The sequence below is a fragment of the Winogradskyella eckloniae genome (genome assembly GCF_013249045.1).
Classification (GTDB): domain Bacteria; phylum Bacteroidota; class Bacteroidia; order Flavobacteriales; family Flavobacteriaceae; genus Winogradskyella; species Winogradskyella eckloniae.
In genome coordinates, this window is record NZ_JABRWP010000009.1 from 74,897 (window position 1) to 93,857 (window position 18,961).

An 18,961-nucleotide genomic window follows, 5' to 3' on the forward strand; every position below is an offset into this window, starting at 1 on the left:
AATTTCGTGTAAAATAATGGTCATAGCATTGCTTAAAAAAAAACACCTTTTAAACAATTAGTTTGAAAGGTGTTTTTTTATGATTAAAAATTTGAACTATTGGTGAATAATTATTTTCTTATTAAATGTGCTTGAATTGGTTTCTACATTAATAATATATGAACCTTCTGAAATATGTTTTACAGGAATTCTAATTTCATGAGATAACGTTAAATTGGTAGCATTCCAAGATGCCACAGTCTGTCCTGCAACATTTATAAGATATAATTGTTTTAATTCCATAGACTGAGGTGTTTGCACTAAAATTTCATCGGAGTCTAACAAGTATCTTACATTAACTTTCTCAACATCTTCCTTAATTGTTGAAAGTGTTGCGCTTTCTTGAAATACAAGATAAAAACGATCTAAGTAATTACTGGCTTCTAAATGTATCTGAAAATTAAGGTTGTTAAATTGCGAATAAGTACCTAACAACGCATCATAAATATAAACATTGATTTCGTCGTTAAAATTCTCTAATGACTCCAGAGCAATTTCAATGTTACCTTGTATATTCATGGATATGTCTAAAGGATAAATTTTGGTTTCATCAAATGCACCAACACCTTGAATAACATATTTTTTGCCTTCTATATTAAAAGACATATCGCTAGGGAAATCATCAGAGTTAAGTCCATCGAAACCATAATCAAAGGCATCAGTAGCTGAATTGTCTGAAGTAAACCCAAGTAAAAGATGTCTTTTTGCACCTTCAGGAGTTTTAAAACTCATTCTAAGACGCTTAATTAAATCTTCATTTTCCTGTTCTTGTTGTGCAGTAACGTTAGGAGATCGTAAAAACACAGATTCTCCGGAAGCCTCTGTTTTAAAAATACGTTGTCCGTTATTAAAGGTTATGTTTCCTCCACTAGTACTTCCGTTAACGAAAAACCCTTGAGCAACTGGTACATATCTTTCTGGAGTATTGCTTGCGGTACCTTGCCCATTTATTTCTACAGGCACTGTAGACGGTAATCCTCCTGTTTTGTTGTAATATGAATAGCGTCCTTCGTATTGAGCTAAATTGTGAGATGTACTGTTAGGTGATTGTTCCCAGAAAATTAATGTACCATCTAATAACGCAGAAGCATTATCATCAATAAATGCATTGGCGTCTATAGCAGATGGATATGGGTTACCAACTAAACTCGATCTATTTCCTCCAGAAATAAAATTAGTAATAGTGCCATTATTAGGTAGTCCTTTAAAGGTGTAATTTTGATTAGGGCTTGTAGTGTTACTACCTTTCATAATAAATCCTAATCCAATATTGATAGGAGTGTGTTGCGAAATGTTTAGCCAAGCATTGTAGTCTTCAAAAGCACCATTGTCAAAAATATGAAGCCATCTTGAACTTAATGATAATGGCGATGCTATGCCGTCATAAGCGGATAACCAATATACCGGAGTGATGCCATCTGCGCCATCATATAATATATTACTTAGAGTAAATGTTGATGTGGTTGTTTTTACAGGACTTCCCCAATAATTATAATTGTATCCGTTACTGGTACCTTGCTGGTCACGTTCTAAATAACCTGTACTTGTAGCTTCTAGAATACTACCAACAGGTTGAAGCAATTGAGATTCACCAACTAAGTCTAAAACACCATCAATTTTAAGGTATTTATCCACAACGATGTGCTGATCGCCAAGAATGCTTAATCTATTGTTGTCTACTAATAGACCAAAAACAGTTGTTTTATTAAACATATTGACTGGTCGTGTTACACCGACATCAGTTGTAGTTCTTACAATATTCCATGTTTGTTCTATACCAGAATGACTATTGATTTTAGAATTCGGGATTTGTTGAACAGAACCATTAAGCCATGTTGCAGTGTTGTCCCAATCATTATTTGTATTAGAAATATATGGGATTGGTGCTGTTTCTGCTTGTATGGTTGTCATGTTATTTAGCTTACCTTGTGTTGCAGATATGGTTGCAATATCTTCAATGTAGCCGTTGGATACTATGGCTTGTGATCCTGTACTCATTTGGTAATAGCCAATTAAGTTATTCCATGGCAAACCACCAGATATGTCTAAAGGTACCTCAACACCTCTTACAAAAGTACCATTAGCCATAATTTCTTGATTCATCATTTCTCTAATCTGATCTTCTGTTAAAGCGATGTCCCAAAACCTTACTTCATCTATTCCGCCATCAAAATAGTGTGTTGGGTTTCCGTTTGTTGTATCCATTGCTCCAATTAAACAGTTGTTTGTATTAAGCAATGGCGCATTTACAACACCTGCTGCAGCTGTAGTTACCGCAAAGCCGTCGACATATATTAAATAGGAATTAGATCCATTGTAAGTGACAGCAACGTGATACCATTTTGAATTGTTTAGAGGAGTCGTAACATACATACTTGCATTGTTCCATCTAAAATAGATTCTGTTATTGATTATAGATAGGTCATAACCAGAATCTAAATTATTACTATCTCTTTTAGATAAAATGGTTTTTGTGCCAATTAAATTATCTGCTTTAATCCAAGCTTCAATACTAAAAGGTGTATTATTTAAACTATAGTTATTGGCAAAGCTGATATAATCTTCAGTGCCATCAAAAACTAAACTAGAATCACAATTTGCAAAAATAACTGACACCGTATCTGTAGTATTAGGACAAGGTGCAATATTAGTTGCTTCCCAAGTTAAGGTGTAGGTTTCTCCACTTTCACCAGTAAAAGTAGAGTTGTAAACATTGGCATCAGAAAAACTATAAGTGCTTGGTAATTGACCAGAAGTTACTGTCCAATGGCCTGCAACATTATTAGCATTTAAGGTTACAGTTGTATTTGAACAATCACTAGTTGAATTGTCAATATCAAGACCTGCTTCAGCGATGATGGTTTGTGTAATTTCAATATCATAGCTATCATTAGATGCACTACACGTAGATGCTGGAGTATTAGAAGTGAACGTTAATGTGGTTGTTCCTGTTTCGTTTATTCCAAACGTATAGGTTTCTGATGTGCCATCAGCAGATAAATTTGAAAATGTTCCCGTTCCAGTAGTCGTCCAAGTTCCAGAAGTGGCACTTCCTAATAACGTTGCATTTACTGCAATGCTTCCGTCTGCAGAACAAATAGGCGTTGATATTGGTTGAATTTCTACAATTGGAGCTTCGTCTATTGTAATAGTTCCGCTTTCTGATTTTGGATCGCCACAAGTTGAAGTTGTAGTGATTGTATAATTAAAGGTTCCAAATTCAGTAGGTGTTCCACTAATTGTGAATTTTAAACCATCAAAAGACGTAGTAAGTCCTGTTGGTAAAGGTGGTGTGCTAGTAATGTTAGGTGCGGTTAATCCACCACCAACATCATATGTTATGTCTTGTATTGGTGTGTTTTGGCAAATAGTTTGGTTGTTCGTTCCAGTAGCGGAAGTTAAAGTAATAAAGGTTGATAGTGTCGCAAATGAAACATCATCTATACCAAAATTGTTGCCTTGAGCAGCTGGGTTGATATTTATAATTTCTAAAATTGCTGTGGTTTCAGTACCTGAATTCCAGGTGTCATAAATACGCTCCCAATCGTTTCCTTTTACTAGGTTTAATGTAGGTCCAACTTCAATACCATTAATTCTAAATCTTAAATCACAAGGGTTTAGTGAGGCATTTGATGGGTCGGATAGGTCAATTCCCCACGCTGAAAAATAATATAATTCTCCAGGTTCTACATTGATTTCTTGTCGCCAAGCGACTAAATTAGGAGTACCATCATTATTCACTGCAAGAAATTGAGCTTCTGTATCTTCAGTGTGATCTGTTACACTCCTAAAAGTTGTGTTAAGTGGTCCTGAGTCAGACGTAATTGTTATCATATTCTGATCTAAAGTTGGGTTTACCACGTACCTGTAACCAGCATTATATGGTGCTACATAATCTTCATCATAATCAAAACCAATAGCATTTAAATTATCATTTGCATCAGGTCCAAAATCACCATCTACTGTTGAGACCGCTTCCGAGAAATCGCCATTAAATACACGCTCTTGCGCTACTCTTATTGTTCCTGAATCTGAACAGCCGTTTGTAGAAGTTGCTATTACCTGATAGAAATCAGCCGTATCGACATAGATGGTATTTCCTGTTTGAACAGGTGTAGTAAGCCATTCCCATGTTGTAGTTGATGGAGAGCTGTCATTTAGATCCGTTGCAATTAATTGCACCATATTACTTTCATCTTGCGCTGTCATTGGGTCATCAACAGGACAATAATCTGCGGCAATAACAATATTTGGGGCAGGATTAACCGTTACTGTTATGTCTTCTGATTCTGTACAGCCATTAGAATTATGAGTTGTAATTGTATAAACCGTAGTTACTTGCGGATTAACGGTTATGGAATTATTTGCACTAGATGGAATATTTGCTCCAGGTGGTAATCCTGCGTCGGATCCAGTATTAGCAGTCCATGAATAAGTGAATGAATCTGGCGTATTTGATGCTCGTATCTGAACGTTATCAATATAAACATTTGGGTGTAAATCTTCAGTTGCCAAACGAGGACCATCATATCCATCAGTAACACCAATCATAATTTGAATAACACTAGGATTGTTAACTATATCAGGCATAGATACGATTACTTCTTGCCAGTTTAAAGCCGTGGCTGAATTGTCTATTAACACACTACTGATTGGGACAAATGAAGCAGAACCAGAAGGGGAGCCTCCAATCGTATTACAATATACAGTGATGTATTTGTCAATTCCAATAACGGCTTCTCTTTTTGTTTGAAAATACAATGAAAAATCTTGATACGTCGAAATATCAGCTCCATCTATTGTGAAAACCCAAACACCACCATCATTTCCTCTATCATTATCAAGTTGCTTCATAGCATAGCCAGGTACAATTTCTAAATCGTACGCAGATCCTTGTGTTGCAGTTCCTGGGCCTTGTCTAAAATACATAGCGTGGCCAGTTATATTACAGTTGATATTAGCAACTTCTTGTCCGTCTAATGCGGCGTAATTTCCTCCCGAATTAAAATTATAATTAACGATGACCTCATTATTAATTCCAGCACCTTGCACATTTGCAGTTAAAATACTAGACTCTCCACTACAAATTAAAGTGTTAGTGGCTGTAAGCGACGAAATAATAGGTGTAGCTAAAATTTCAACAGTATTTGTAATTGATTGACACCCATTACTATCAGTATATGTAAATGTTACATTGCCAGGAGCCACACCAGTAATTACTCCAGAATTAGTGACAGTAGCTCTAGAGTTATTATTACTTACCCAAGTCCCACCAGAATTAGGTGTTAACGTACTTGTTTCTCCAACACAAAGGTTTGCTGGTGCCGATACTACGGGTAAATCATTGATCGTTATTGATAGGTCTGAGCTACAACCATTTGAATCTGTATAAGTAAATGTTGCAATACCAGAAGAAATACCTGTAACAACTCCAGTATTATTAACGGAAGCAAAACTTGTATTACTAACCCAGCCGGAAGTTGCAGGTGTTAAATTTGCACTGTTATTTATACATAATGATGTCGGACCAGAAACACTAGGAAGTGGATTTACATTAATGCTTATTGTATTACTAATTTTTGGGTCACAGGACGAATAAACGGATTGCATTTGAACATAAACTTCATCCAAATCATCTAATGCCGGAAAAGGGGTGAAAACATTACTAGGCGTTGTGCCTTGTGATACATTATTAACAAACCATTCATAAACAGGAGTTGGGCCTGCGTTCATTGGTGTTGCTGTAAAATTAACGTCTTCAGTAGCACATATTGTAGTGTTGTCTACTGATATACTTACCGTAGCAGCATTTGCTGGATCTATTACGGTTACTGTTGATGTACATGAAGCAGAATTTCCAGATGCATCTGTGACAGTTAATGTAACAGTATTTGCCCCAATATTACTACAATTGAATATCGTTTGAGAAGCAGATAATGATATCGAAGAACAATTATCCGATGAATTATTGTCTATATCGGCTGCTGTAATATTCGCATTTCCAGAAGCGTCTAAAGTAATAGAAATGTCTTTACAAACTGCAATTGGTACTGTTGAATCATTAATTGTAATAATTTGCGTTTGCGTAGCGGCATTATTGCCACAGGCATCGGCAACATTCCAAGTTCTAGTAATGGTTCCGTTATACGAAGTCCCAGATAAAGCAGAATCAACACCAGTAACATTACCACCAGCATCACAGTTGTCTGTCCAAACTAAATCGATCATAGCCGGAACGTCAGAAAAACAATTGACTGTGATATTAGCAGGAGCAGAAGCTATCACAGGCGCAGTGGTGTCATCAATCGTTATGATTTGTGTTCTCGTTGTAGCATTATTTCCATTAGCATCAGTAACATCCCAAGTTCTTGTAATGGTACCTCCACATGAATTTCCAGAAAGTGCAGAATCAACACCAGTAACATTTCCACCAGCATCACAGTTATCAGTCCAAGATAAATCCGTTATTGCAGGTACATCTGTAATACATTGCACAGTAATATTCGCTGGAGCAGCAGCAATAACAGGGTTAATGTTATCATTAATTGTAATAATTTGCGTTTGCGTAGCGGCATTATTGCCACAGGCATCGGCAACATTCCAAGTTCTAGTAATGGTTCCGTTATACGAAGTCCCAGATAAAGCAGAATCAACACCAGTAACATTTCCACCAGCATCACAGTTGTCTGTCCAAGCTAAATCGATCATAGCCGGAACGTCAGAAAAACAATTGACTGTGATATTAGCAGGAGCAGAAGCTATCACAGGCGCAGTGGTGTCATCAATCGTTATGATTTGTGTTCTCGTTGTAGCATTATTTCCATTAGCATCAGTAACATCCCAAGTTCTTGTAATGGTACCTCCACATGAATTTCCAGAAAGTGCAGAATCAACACCAGTAACATTTCCACCAGCATCACAGTTATCAGTCCAAGATAAATCCGTTATTGCAGGTAGATCTGTTATACATTGCACAGTAATATTCGCTGGAGCAGCGGCAATAACAGGGTTAATGTTATCATTAATTGTAATAATTTGCGTTTGCGTAGCGGCATTATTGCCACAGGCATCGGCAACATTCCAAGTTCTAGTAATGGTTCCGTTATACGAAGTCCCAGATAAAGCAGAATCAACACCAGTAACATTACCACCAGCATCACAGTTGTCTGTCCAAGCTAAATCGATCATAGCCGGAACGTCAGAAAAACAATTGACTGTGATATTAGCAGGAGCAGAAGCTATCACAGGCGCAGTGGTGTCATCAATCGTTATGATTTGTGTTCTCGTTGTAGCATTATTTCCATTAGCATCAGTAACATCCCAAGTTCTTGTAATGGTACCTCCACATGAATTTCCAGAAAGTGCAGAATCAACACCAGTAACATTTCCACCAGCATCACAGTTATCAGTCCAAGATAAATCCGTTATTGCAGGTAGATCTGTTATACATTGCACAGTAATATTCGCTGGAGCAGCAGCAATAACAGGGTTAATGTTATCATTAATTGTAATGATTTGCGTTTGCGTAGCGGCATTATTGCCACAGGCATCGGCAACATTCCAAGTTCTAGTAATAGTTCCGTTATACGAAGTCCCAGATAAAGCAGAATCAACACCAGTAACATTACCACCAGCATCACAGTTGTCTGTCCAAGCTAAATCGATCATAGCCGGAACGTCAGAAAAACAATTGACTGTGATATTAGCAGGAGCAGAAGCTATCACAGGCGCAGTGGTGTCATCAATCGTTATGATTTGTGTTCTCGTTGCAGCATTATTTCCATTAGCATCAGTAACATCCCAAGTTCTTGTAATAGTACCTCCACAACCAGTGCCAATAAATGCAGAATCAACACCAGCGACATAACCAAAACCATCACAGTTATCAGTCCAAGATAAATCCGATATTGCAGGTACATCTGTTAAACATTGTACAGTAATATTCGCTGGAGCGGCAGCTATAATAGGATTTACGTTGTCTTCAACCGTCACAGTAGTAACGCAGGTGTCTGTTTGACCAATAGAATCTTCAGCCGTTAGTGTCACAGTAATTGATGAACCAATATCTGAACAATCAAAACTATTAATATCTATACTTAAGGTTGGTGTATCTAAATCGTCAGTACTTCCTGCATCTATGTCAGTTGCATTAATAGTTGCATTTCCTGAAGCGTCAAGCTGTACGGTTAATGTGCTAATACAGTTGGCTGTTGGTGGATTATCTAATCTAAAAGTTGCTGTAAAATTATTAGCGTTATTATTAACATAATACGACGTTTGCGGAGTTCCATTAATAGTGTAATCTGCGAGTGTATAGACTTCTAAAGTGTAGTCTCCAGCGGGAAGACCATTTAACAAATTAATATTCTCAGCATTATTAATCCATTCTTGATTGTCGCCACTTCCGGCACATCCTAAACCAGAGTAGGTATAAATGGTTGCACTTAAGTCAACACCTGTAAATGTTGGTGTTCCAGGCCTGTTGCCAGTTAAATAGATGGTGTAATACAGCCAACCTGATGTAATATTGTTTGTAGAATTACATTTCCAAACATCATTTTGTCCACCGATAAGAGTTAGTGTTCCTGATGCTGTATCAAAATTTCCTAATGAATGACCGTTAAAATCAATTTCACCAGTGTCCATCGTAGTGTCTGTTACGGAATGTAAATCGTATAAAGTTGCTCCCGAACCAATGTCTAAAATAACATAACTTCTTTCAATTCCAGAGTTTTGACAAAATGTATTGGTACTAAAAAATAGGACAAATAATAAGAATAAAAACTTAGTGTATAAGTGCTTCATTAATTTAAGGTTATAGTTCGGCTGTGCCATACTAGACATGGCCAAACAGTTTATGTAAAATGATTAGGGTTGAAAGGGACATCAAAATTAACTAATAGCGGTTTAAGCAGTTAAAATATTCGATAAAATACAGATAAAAGCTTCAAATGAAATAGTTAAGATTTAAGAATTTATTTAAATTTTTTACTAACATGTTTATGAATACTGTTTTGGAATTTATGTTATTGATAATAAATAAGTTAAAATTTAGGTTTAGTGTTTTTTTTAGATAAAAAATCATGTAATATAGTTAGGTGTTTCTTTCGTATAAAAAAGCCTTTCAAGTATCGAAAGGCTTTTTATAATTCATAGTACTAAGAGTTTAGTTATTCTTTAAGAATCTTCTGAATATTTTCTCCGTTGTTACTAATGGTTCTTATAAAATAAACGCCCTCTGCATACGCACTAAAATCAATTTCAGTGGAAAAATCATCTATTGTTTTATATAAGATTTGTTTTCCTAATACTGATGTTATTTCTATGCTTATAATTTTACTTGAATTACTAATCTGAAGCATATTCTTAACAGGATTAGGATATAGGCTTAAATTAGGTTGTGTAAATTCATTATCACTTAAGGTTTCAACAAACGTAGTATTCCAAGTATTAGTAATAATGGCAGGATTAAAATCGAAATAGATTTCGGCAGTATTCGGAATCACATCGCCAATAGCATAATTTGGAAAAGGTTTCACTTTAAAAGTAATAAAACCATGACCTGTCTGCGTATCATCATCTTGAGAAGGTGGTAAATTAACACCAAAGAAATTCCACTCTAATTGTTTACCAACACGTTCTAATGAATAAGCATGACTAGCATCTACCATTTTTAAAGTAGATTCATCTAATTGATCATCTAATAAATCTTCAACTCTAATATTTATAGCATTTGCAGTTCCTGTGTTTTCAAAACGGATTGTATAAATTAAGTAATCATCTGTGGTAAATGTCGAGTGTACAATATTTTCACCATGCTTTTCCGTAATATCATTAGGATCATAAGAACCCACAATTGTTTCCGTTAAACTCGATGTATTATTTAATGGTAAAATCTCTCCAGCTAGTACTTCTATATCAGCAGTATTAGTTACCAATTGGCCTAAACTTACGGTTGGTAAGGTAGGCACATACATTTTTACCCAAAGGTGTTTTGTTTCATAAGGTCCTAAATTACTAAAAGTATAAGAAAACCCATTTGATGTTGTGGTTATTGAAGCCACATTAGTAGAGTTCCAATATTGTGTTGATTCATACACATTGTTCAGACTTAAAGCGCTATCCATATTAAAATCAATAGTTCCAGATGTTACTGTTTCATGTGAATGATTAGTGTAGCTCACGTAATTCCAATAATTAAAACCAGGAATAGGTGGTCTCCATGATGCTGATACATCAATAGACAAATCATCGTATGGTGTTGCCGTAATAGGAAAATCATAAGTTGTAATTCCGGAACCTACAGGAACCGAAATATTAGAATAACTTGTCGTTGTAGAATTGTAAGCAGCATAATCTGGATCTATAGTATAAGCTAAATTATATGTCGTTGTTGGATTAGATTCATATAAATAATGAGGCGATACAAACAAATTATGCATAATACCATCATTGTTAATTTCGTAATTAAACTGACCTAAAGGATAATTAATTTCATTAGTTTCTTGTATGCCATTTCCATTACTATCTACAAAAGCATTAAGTTCTAAACCGTCAGATTGTTGTAAACTGAAATTCTGAGACTGATAGTATAAATACTCTATTTGTTCATTTCCGTAATAGGTACCGTAAAAATGTGCACCTTCTAAGTTACCATCGTAATATCCAAAATTAATATCATCTTGTGTAATAATGTGTAATGCGGTAAACGTAGTTGTATCGGTAAGGCCTGCGCCTAAGCTTGCTAATGGTCCACCAACAATATCTAGGTCTTGATAAGGCACTTCCGCATCTATATTGGTAATAGCTGCGTTTCCGTTATTGGTTACTGTGTACTCATATTCAACAGTATCTCCAACACTTGTATAGCCATCGCCATTAAAATCTACATACGTTACAGTATAGTTGACCTCTAAAGGAGATACAACAATAATAGTAACCCAAGCTGTGTCGCAACTTGTTGGGTTTGCTGTCTCGCAAATTTGATATTCTATACTGTAATAACCTAACGGAACACTAGAAGGGACTGTTAAAAGTCCACTAGAATCTAGAGTAATGCCAAAAGCATTGGTACTAAGCATTGTTAAGTTTATATCAGCTAAATTTACAGGTAATCCTTCAAAAGTATCATTATCTAATACATTTAAAGACGTACCAACTTCTAAAATTGAAGCTATTGGGTCTGCTTGTGCATTTATAGCATAATTATCTATAATGAAAGCTTCAACGGAATAATTGGTGTTATATGTATTACCTGAAGTTATAACGGCATCAATGAATAAATTTTCATCATCTTCATCTAGCTGGTCTAAAACTGTAGGATAACTATAAACCTCATTATAATTGTGATATTGACCAGCAGGAATTGTAATATTTATAGTTGAGGTTGTATAGTCTGTATTATCAGCGGTTCCGTTAGTGGTAGTAATTTCAATTTCAGTATCAACAGGACTTGGATGCGTTAATCGTGGTGTAAATTTAAGGTCAAATCCTTCTTCTGCAGCGATACTATCCGAATATGGTTGGTTATCATTACTATAATAAGGCCGAATACTAAAATCTGGCATGCCGTCATTATCAATTATTGTTAAAGACCCAGTTTCAGAAGCATTTGTGGTGTTTCCGGACATCACAGTGCCTGTGTAGTTAAATGATTCTTCTGGTTCATCTAATGTGTCGTCCGTTGTGTAAATTTGGAAGTTTACACCAATATCTCCTGCTTCAATAGTTTTTGTTTGAGTAAGACTTGTATAATCAGAGTTATCAGCCGTTCCATTAGACGTTGTGATTTGTACGGTAACATCAGAATTAAATACTCTATCTAAATTAGCATAGACATACGCAGAATTACCTTCTGTTGTAGTGTCATAAGAGGACAAAATTAGGGTTGGTGTTGTATCATCATCTAAAATGGTAAAATCAATATCAATACTATTATTTGTAGTGTTTCCAGAAGTTATAGTTGCTGATATATTAAATGTTTCATCGGCTTCCGTTGCTGCATCTTGCAACGAAACAACAGGTATATAAATAGAACGTTCTCCAGCAGGAATAGTTAAGGTTGTTGAAATTGCGTTGTAGTCCGAAATATCTGCAGTACCATCACTACTAACTAAATTTAAAGTGACGTCAGTACTAAAATAATTACTAAGAAAAAAATAATGATTTGTCGTTTGGCCTTCAAACATATTTCGTGTTGTATTGCTGCCAACTGTTGGCGTAGTATCATTATCATAAAGATATATAATTCTAGAAATTTCAGAATTATTGGTGTTGCCAGACGTTACATTAGCTTGTATATTAAAATATTCATAATCATCTTCAATCGTAGAATCATTGTTTGTAGGAATACTTAATGCGCTACTACTTAATTGACCTGCAGGAATAGTAACTGTTGTATTAAGAGGTGTATAATCACTATTGTCAGCCGTGTTTGCTAGTGTAGATACATCTACAATGACATCAGTTGTAGTTGCGCTATACATGCTAACGGTAAAGGTATACGTATTACCTTCAATTACAGAATAGCCGCTTCCTCCATTGGTTATGTAAACCGTTGGGCCTTGAGCAAAACTAAATATGGAATAAAAAACAAATAGAAATAGAAGTGATAATTTTTTCATGATGGATTGGTTTGATAACTAATAGACGATAAATTAATCAAATGGTTGCGTTAAATTAAGTGCTATTTTTAACTTTAATAACATATTGGATTCTATAATTATAACAGCTAAAAATAAAAAACTCCTACCTAAGTAAGAGTTTTTTAATCTGGTATTCATTATTTTAACTTCTTCTAAACGCATAAGAACCAATGATATCCTTAAGTTTTAGTTTTAAATCTTCGCCTGTATCATAAACCATTTGTTCGTCTGTTGGGAAACGCATTTGTCTTTGGTTAATTAGGGAGATATCATCTTTATGTAACGCTCTTTTATCGCCTTTAAATGTTCCAAATACATTTTCAAATACAATACCACTATCAATAGCATATGAGTCAATGGTTTGGTTTTGTTTTAAATCTGTATAAACCACATCAGCAATTACTTGTGCTGATTTTGTTTGTAAAACTTCCGTAAATCTAGCCTTAACAGTTATAATTTTATCAATTTTAATATCGTTACCCAAACTGTCTTTTTTCACGTTTCCGTTTCTATCTAGTTGGTATTCCCAACCATCAACAATTTGTTTTTGTCTTAAAATCTGTGTTTCGTTAATACGCTCTGGCGAAATATTTATTTGCTTTAATTGCAATGCCATGGCAAAATCATAATCTATTGTTTCACTCGTGTTAGTGTGATATGTTGTCCAAAAATCATTTAAACCATAGGTGTTAAAATCAATTAAATCTGCTTCTAATTGTTGTGGAATAAACTGTTGTGTCTGGTTTTGTACAGAAACGTGTACATAATCCATACCAGCTTCATGCGCTTCTGTAATTAAGCTTCTATTTTCTTCAAAATTAGGGTTGATTTCTTCAATATAACTGAAAATACCATGTGCTTGTCTTGCATTATATTTATCGCCAGAATCTAATAATGTAATCCCTTGGCCAATTAAATACTCAGAGGTTTTGTATCTGTAATCTACAATTTCAGCAGTATAATCATTAAAATCTAAGTTCAATGTTTTTCCATTGATTTGCAAAGGCATCACACGCTTAATCGCATTTTGTCTTTCTTCTAAATCTACATATATAGAATAAATCGTTTTGTATTGTTCTGGATTACCATCTTTTTTAAGATGAGCCAAGTCATTTAAATCTTCTTCTAAAACTTTATAGTATGCATCCTCAAGCATCACAATGTAATCTTGCTTTCGGTTTTTGTCTTTATTGTTTTCAAGTTTTCTTAACGCTTCAGAAATAGCTTCGTCGTAATTTCCGTTGCTAATGGCGCTTTCAATTTGTTTTTTAGCACTACAAGATACTAGTACTGAAACAAGGACTGTTAAAAGTAAAAATCTTTTCATAATGTTAGGTTTTATTGGTTATATAATTAGTAATTTCAATTATGATGCCAAACTTTAAATTGAACGTCACTTCGAGTGATTTGTGAGGCACAAACAAATTGTATCGAGAAGCTTTTTTAAACATATTGTTCTCGATACAAAATTGCGAAAAAGAAGCAATGTCACTCGAACTGACCAATGGTGCCAAATTATAATTGTATGTCAGTAGAACTGACGAATAGAATATAATTTCGTTTCTTTGCAAATCAATTGAAAGTACTATGTTTAATACGGAAAATGGTTGTTTTCATTCTTTAGAAATTCCTTCGGAAAAACTTCCCAAACAGTTTACATTTCCGTTTTATTATACACCACATCCACTTTGTATTAAAGCTGCAGATACCGTAAAAGCATACTTATCTACGCAGCAAGATTTTGAACATAATTTTGGTCTAGACGAATCAAAAAAAGGTTTAAAACTCGGAAAAATGTTTGGTGTAATGTTAGTTGAAACTTCAGAAGGACAATTAGGTTACCTCACAGCATTTTCAGGAAAATTAGCAGAAAGCAATCATTTAAAAGGATTTGTACCACCAGTTTATGATACTTTAAATAAGGATGGTTTTTATAAGCAAAATGAAGCACGTTTAAATGATTTAACAGCTGAAATTGAACAATTAGAACAAAATCCAGAAATTGAAAAAGCCTTAAAAAGATTAAAGAATTTAAAGCTTGAAAACATTCAAAAACTTGAAGATTTTAAAGCTAATGCAAAAGCCGAAAAACAAAAAAGAAAACAGCGTAGAGTAGAAGCAGAGCAACATCTTTCAGATACTGAAAAATCACTTTTTTTTGAAGATTTAAAGCAACAAAGTATTCAGAGTAATATAGATTTAAAATATTTAAAGCTACATCTTGAAGATGCGCTGAAAACAGCAGAAAGGAATTTAGCCGAATTACAAAAACCAATTGAAGCTTTAAAACTGGAAAGAAAAACATTGTCTGCGCGTTTGCAAAAAGAAATTCATGAGCATTATAGATTTCTAAACGCTAAAGGCGAAACCAAAGATTTAATTACAATTTTTAATAGTACAGATATAGGAAAACCACCTGCAGCGGCTGGCGAATGTGCAGCACCTAAACTGTTTCAGTATGCTTATCAAAATAACATGAAGCCCATTGCAATGGCCGAATTTTATTGGGGAATTGCGCCAACCAAAGAAGTTAGAAAACACGGACAGTTTTATCCGTCTTGTAGAGGAAGATGCGAGCCTATTTTAGAACACATGATGCAAGGCTTAGAAGTAGAGCCAAATCCTATTGAATTGGCAGGTGTGTTTAATGGCGAATTAGAAATAATCTATGAGGACGATTATTTATTACTCGTTAATAAGCCTCATGAGTTTTTATCTGTTCCTGGTAAAACCATTAAAGATTCTGTGTTGACGAGGATGCAAGCGTATTTACCAAATGCGACTGGTCCTTTGCTATTGCATCGTTTAGACATGTCTACTTCTGGATTGTTATTAGTAGCCAAGAATGAAAGAACGCATAAAAAACTTCAAAAACAATTTATAGAACGCACTATAAAAAAGCGTTATGTTGCGTTGCTCGACGGAACTTTAAAAGATGAACAAGGCGTTATCGATTTACCTCTTAGAGTAGATTTAAATAACAGACCAAGGCAATTGGTTTGTTTTGAGCACGGTAAAAAAGCTAAAACAAAATTTGAAGTGGTTGAGGTCTTGGATAATAAGACAAGGATTCATTTTTATCCAATCTCTGGTAGAACACATCAGTTGCGTGTACATGCTGCGCATCATAAAGGATTAAATATGCCTATTGTTGGCGATGATTTATACGGAACAATTTCAAATCGATTACACCTTCATGCAGAAACGTTGAGTTTTGAGCATCCAGTAAAGAAAGAGTGGGTTAGTTTTAGTTGTGAGGCTTCTTTTTAGTTTACAGTCTTAGTTACAGTTTTCAGTCTCAGTCTCAGTCTCAGTCTCAGTCTCAGTTTCAGTTCTCAGTCTCAATTGACAGTAAAAAGTGTAGAGTGTAAAGTGTACAGTAGAAAGTAAAAAGTGTAAAGTGTAGAGTTAAACGTGGCTTGTGATTAGTAAAAAGTTTAGAGTTTTAGAGTTTGTTGAAATATGTTTAATAAAAAAAGAAGATTAAAGTTATTTCACTCTAATCTTCCTTCTATATTTTTTAGATTACTGAACACTGAACACTGAACACTGAACACTGAACACTGAACACTGACTATTTCTTCTTTTTCTTAGAATCAAATACAGGTAATAATTTCGTTTTTACAGAACCAAAACCAATTCTAATATCATCATTTTCACAATAGCCTCTCATAATTACGGTATCATTATCATTGATGAATTTACGCTCAGTACCATCTTTTAATTTTACTGGTTTTGTGCCTTTCCAGCTCAACTCCAACATAGAACCGTAAGAATCTGGTGTTGGGCCAGAAATGGTTCCACTTCCCATCATATCTCCAGAATTTACAGGACAACCATTAATGGTGTGGTGCGCCAATTGTTGAGACATGTTCCAATACATATATTTAAAATTCGAAGTACAAACCGTAGTTTCTTTGCCTCCTTTAGGTTGAATACCAACTTCTAGATTAATATCAAAGCTCTTTTTTCCTTTAGTCTGAAGATAATCTAAAGGCTTTGGGTTTTGCTTTGGGCTTTCTGTTCTAAACGGTTCTAAAGCATCTAGTGTTACAATCCAAGGTGACATTGAAGACGCGAAGTTTTTTCCTAAGAATGGTCCAAGCGGTACGTATTCCCATTTCTGAATATCACGTGCAGACCAATCATTAAATAAAACCAAACCAAAGATATATTCTTCAGCCTCTTCAATAGGAATTGGTTCACCTAAATCATTAGCATCTGTTGTAATAAACGCCATTTCTAATTCAAAATCTACCAATTTAGAAGGCCCAAAAACAGGTTGATCAGCATCTGCAGGTAACGTTTGGCCTTGCGGACGATGAATAGGAATTCCTGAAGGAATAATAGAAGAACTTCTACCATGATAACCAACTGGCATATGTACCCAATTTGGTAATAAAGCGTTATCTGGATCTCTAAACATAGTTCCTACATTTGTAGCATGTTCTTTACTCGCGTAGAAATCAGTATAGTCACCAACTTGTATAGGTAATTGCATTTCAATTTCATCCAAACGAAATAAAATCGTCTCTTTATGAGGTACATTATTTTTTAACGTATCATTTTCTGCATCAAATATTTCAGCAATTCTATTTCTTACTAAACGCCAAGTTTTTCTTCCATCAGCAATAAAGTCGTTAAGTGTATCTTGTAAAAAGATATCGTCTGTTAACGGTATACCTTCAAAATAACCTAATTGATGTAAAGCGCCAAGATCAATTGCCGTATCACCAATTCTGGTTCCTATTGTAATTATGTCGTCTCTAGTTAAGAAAACACCGAAAGGAATATTCTGAATTGGGAAGTCTGAAGTTTTGCCGACATGTAACCATGACGTTCTATCTGGATTATTGGCTGATAATGGCATATTGCTATTGTTGATTAAATGTTCATTAAATTCTACTCAAACCTACATAATTTTTAATATTTAAACTAATGTATTCACTATTTTTGTACCGATTTAACAAACACATTATATATGCAACGCGACGAACAAATTTTTGAACTCATTAAAGCTGAAAATGAACGCCAGATCGATGGTATAGAATTAATAGCATCAGAAAACTTTGTAAGCGACCAAGTTATGGAAGCTGCAGGTTCTGTATTAACAAATAAATATGCTGAAGGTTATCCTGGTAAACGCTACTATGGTGGTTGCGAGGTAGTTGATGAGGTTGAGAACATTGCTATTGATAGAGCTAAAACATTATTTGGAGCTGCATATGCTAACGTACAACCACATTCAGGTAGTCAGGCAAATACAGCAGTTTTTCATGCGTGTTTAAAACCAGGCGATACTATATTAGGTTTCGATTTATCTCATGGTGGCCATTTAACTCATGGTTCTCCTGTTAACTTTTCAGGTAAATTATATCGTCCTACATTTTATGGTGTAAAAAAAGATACAGGTTATATTGATTATGATATGTTAGCTGACCAAGCTAAAAAAGAGCAACCAAAATTAATCATTGCTGGTGCTTCTGCATATTCTAGAGATATAGATTTTGCTAAGTTTAGAGAAGTTTCAGATAGTGTTGGTGCTGTTTTATTAGCTGACATTTCGCATCCTGCTGGTTTAATTGCAAAGGGAATTTTGAATGACCCAATGCCTCACTGTCATATTGTAACAACTACAACACACAAAACCTTACGTGGACCAAGAGGTGGTATGATAATGATGGGCGAAAATATTGATAACCCATTTGGTATCACTTTAAAAAATGGTAAACTACGTAAAATGTCTGGTTTATTAGATTCTGGTGTTTTTCCGGGTAATCAAGGTGGACCATTAGAGCACATTATTGCTGCTAAAGCAATTGCTTTTGGAGAAGCTTTAACGGATGAGTTTTTACATTATATGTTACAAGTAAAGCACAATGCTGATGCTATGGCAAAAGCGTTTGTAGCTAAAGATTATAACTTAATTTCTGGAGGAACGGATAACCACATGATGTTAATTGACCTTAGAAATAAAAATATTACTGGTAAAGATGCAGAGAATGCATTGGTAAAAGCAGATATTACAGTGAATAAAAACATGGTGCCTTTTGATACAGAATCTCCTTTTGTAACTTCTGGAATTAGAGTTGGTACACCTGCAATTACTACAAGAGGTTTAAAGGAATCTGATATGGCTTATGTTGTAGATTTAATAGATGAAGTATTAACTAACTACCAAGATGAAACTGTTCTAGAAGGTGTTGCTGAAAAAGTGAATGCTTTAATGGGAGGACGCTCTCTGTTTAATGCTTAGACTTAAATAAATAGATCTGACA

At 34.8% G+C, this 18,961-nt stretch carries 6 protein-coding genes; 2 read left to right on the forward strand and 4 right to left on the reverse strand.

What is annotated here, in order from left to right; translation table 11 throughout:
- Window positions 1-96 precede the first annotated feature (96 nt).
- The 3 genes from HNV08_RS14095 to HNV08_RS14105 all read right to left on the reverse strand — a co-directional run bounded on the left by HNV08_RS14095 (window position 97) and on the right by HNV08_RS14105 (window position 14,010).
- Complete coding sequence (locus HNV08_RS14095) at window positions 97-8,844, reverse strand: HYR-like domain-containing protein (RefSeq protein ID WP_173281999.1); 8,748 nt, start codon at window positions 8,842-8,844, stop codon at window positions 97-99.
- Between the two features lie 365 nt (window positions 8,845-9,209).
- Window positions 9,210-12,662 carry a DUF7619 domain-containing protein gene (locus tag HNV08_RS14100; RefSeq protein ID WP_173282000.1) on the reverse strand — a complete coding sequence of 1,151 codons (3,453 nt, stop codon included), beginning with the start codon at window positions 12,660-12,662 and terminating at the stop codon, window positions 9,210-9,212.
- A gap of 163 nt (window positions 12,663-12,825) precedes the next feature.
- A complete protein-coding gene (locus HNV08_RS14105; protein WP_194242025.1) occupies window positions 12,826-14,010 on the reverse strand; it encodes a hypothetical protein in 1,185 nt (394 codons plus the stop codon).
- Window positions 14,011-14,270: 260 nt separating this feature from the next.
- Between HNV08_RS14105 and HNV08_RS14110 the strand changes: the two genes are divergently transcribed.
- Window positions 14,271-15,953 carry an RluA family pseudouridine synthase gene (locus HNV08_RS14110; RefSeq protein WP_173282001.1) on the forward strand — a complete coding sequence of 561 codons (1,683 nt, stop codon included), beginning with the start codon at window positions 14,271-14,273 and terminating at the stop codon, window positions 15,951-15,953.
- 304 nt (window positions 15,954-16,257) lie between these two features.
- Here HNV08_RS14110 and fahA read toward each other — a convergent pair whose 3' ends face one another.
- Window positions 16,258-17,553 carry a fumarylacetoacetase gene (fahA, locus tag HNV08_RS14115; RefSeq protein WP_173282002.1) on the reverse strand — a complete coding sequence of 432 codons (1,296 nt, stop codon included), beginning with the start codon at window positions 17,551-17,553 and terminating at the stop codon, window positions 16,258-16,260.
- A gap of 111 nt (window positions 17,554-17,664) precedes the next feature.
- Between fahA and HNV08_RS14120 the strand changes: the two genes are divergently transcribed.
- On the forward strand, window positions 17,665-18,939 hold the full coding sequence (locus HNV08_RS14120; protein WP_173282003.1) for a serine hydroxymethyltransferase: 1,275 nt from the start codon (window positions 17,665-17,667) through the stop codon (window positions 18,937-18,939).
- Window positions 18,940-18,961: the final 22 nt, after the last annotated feature.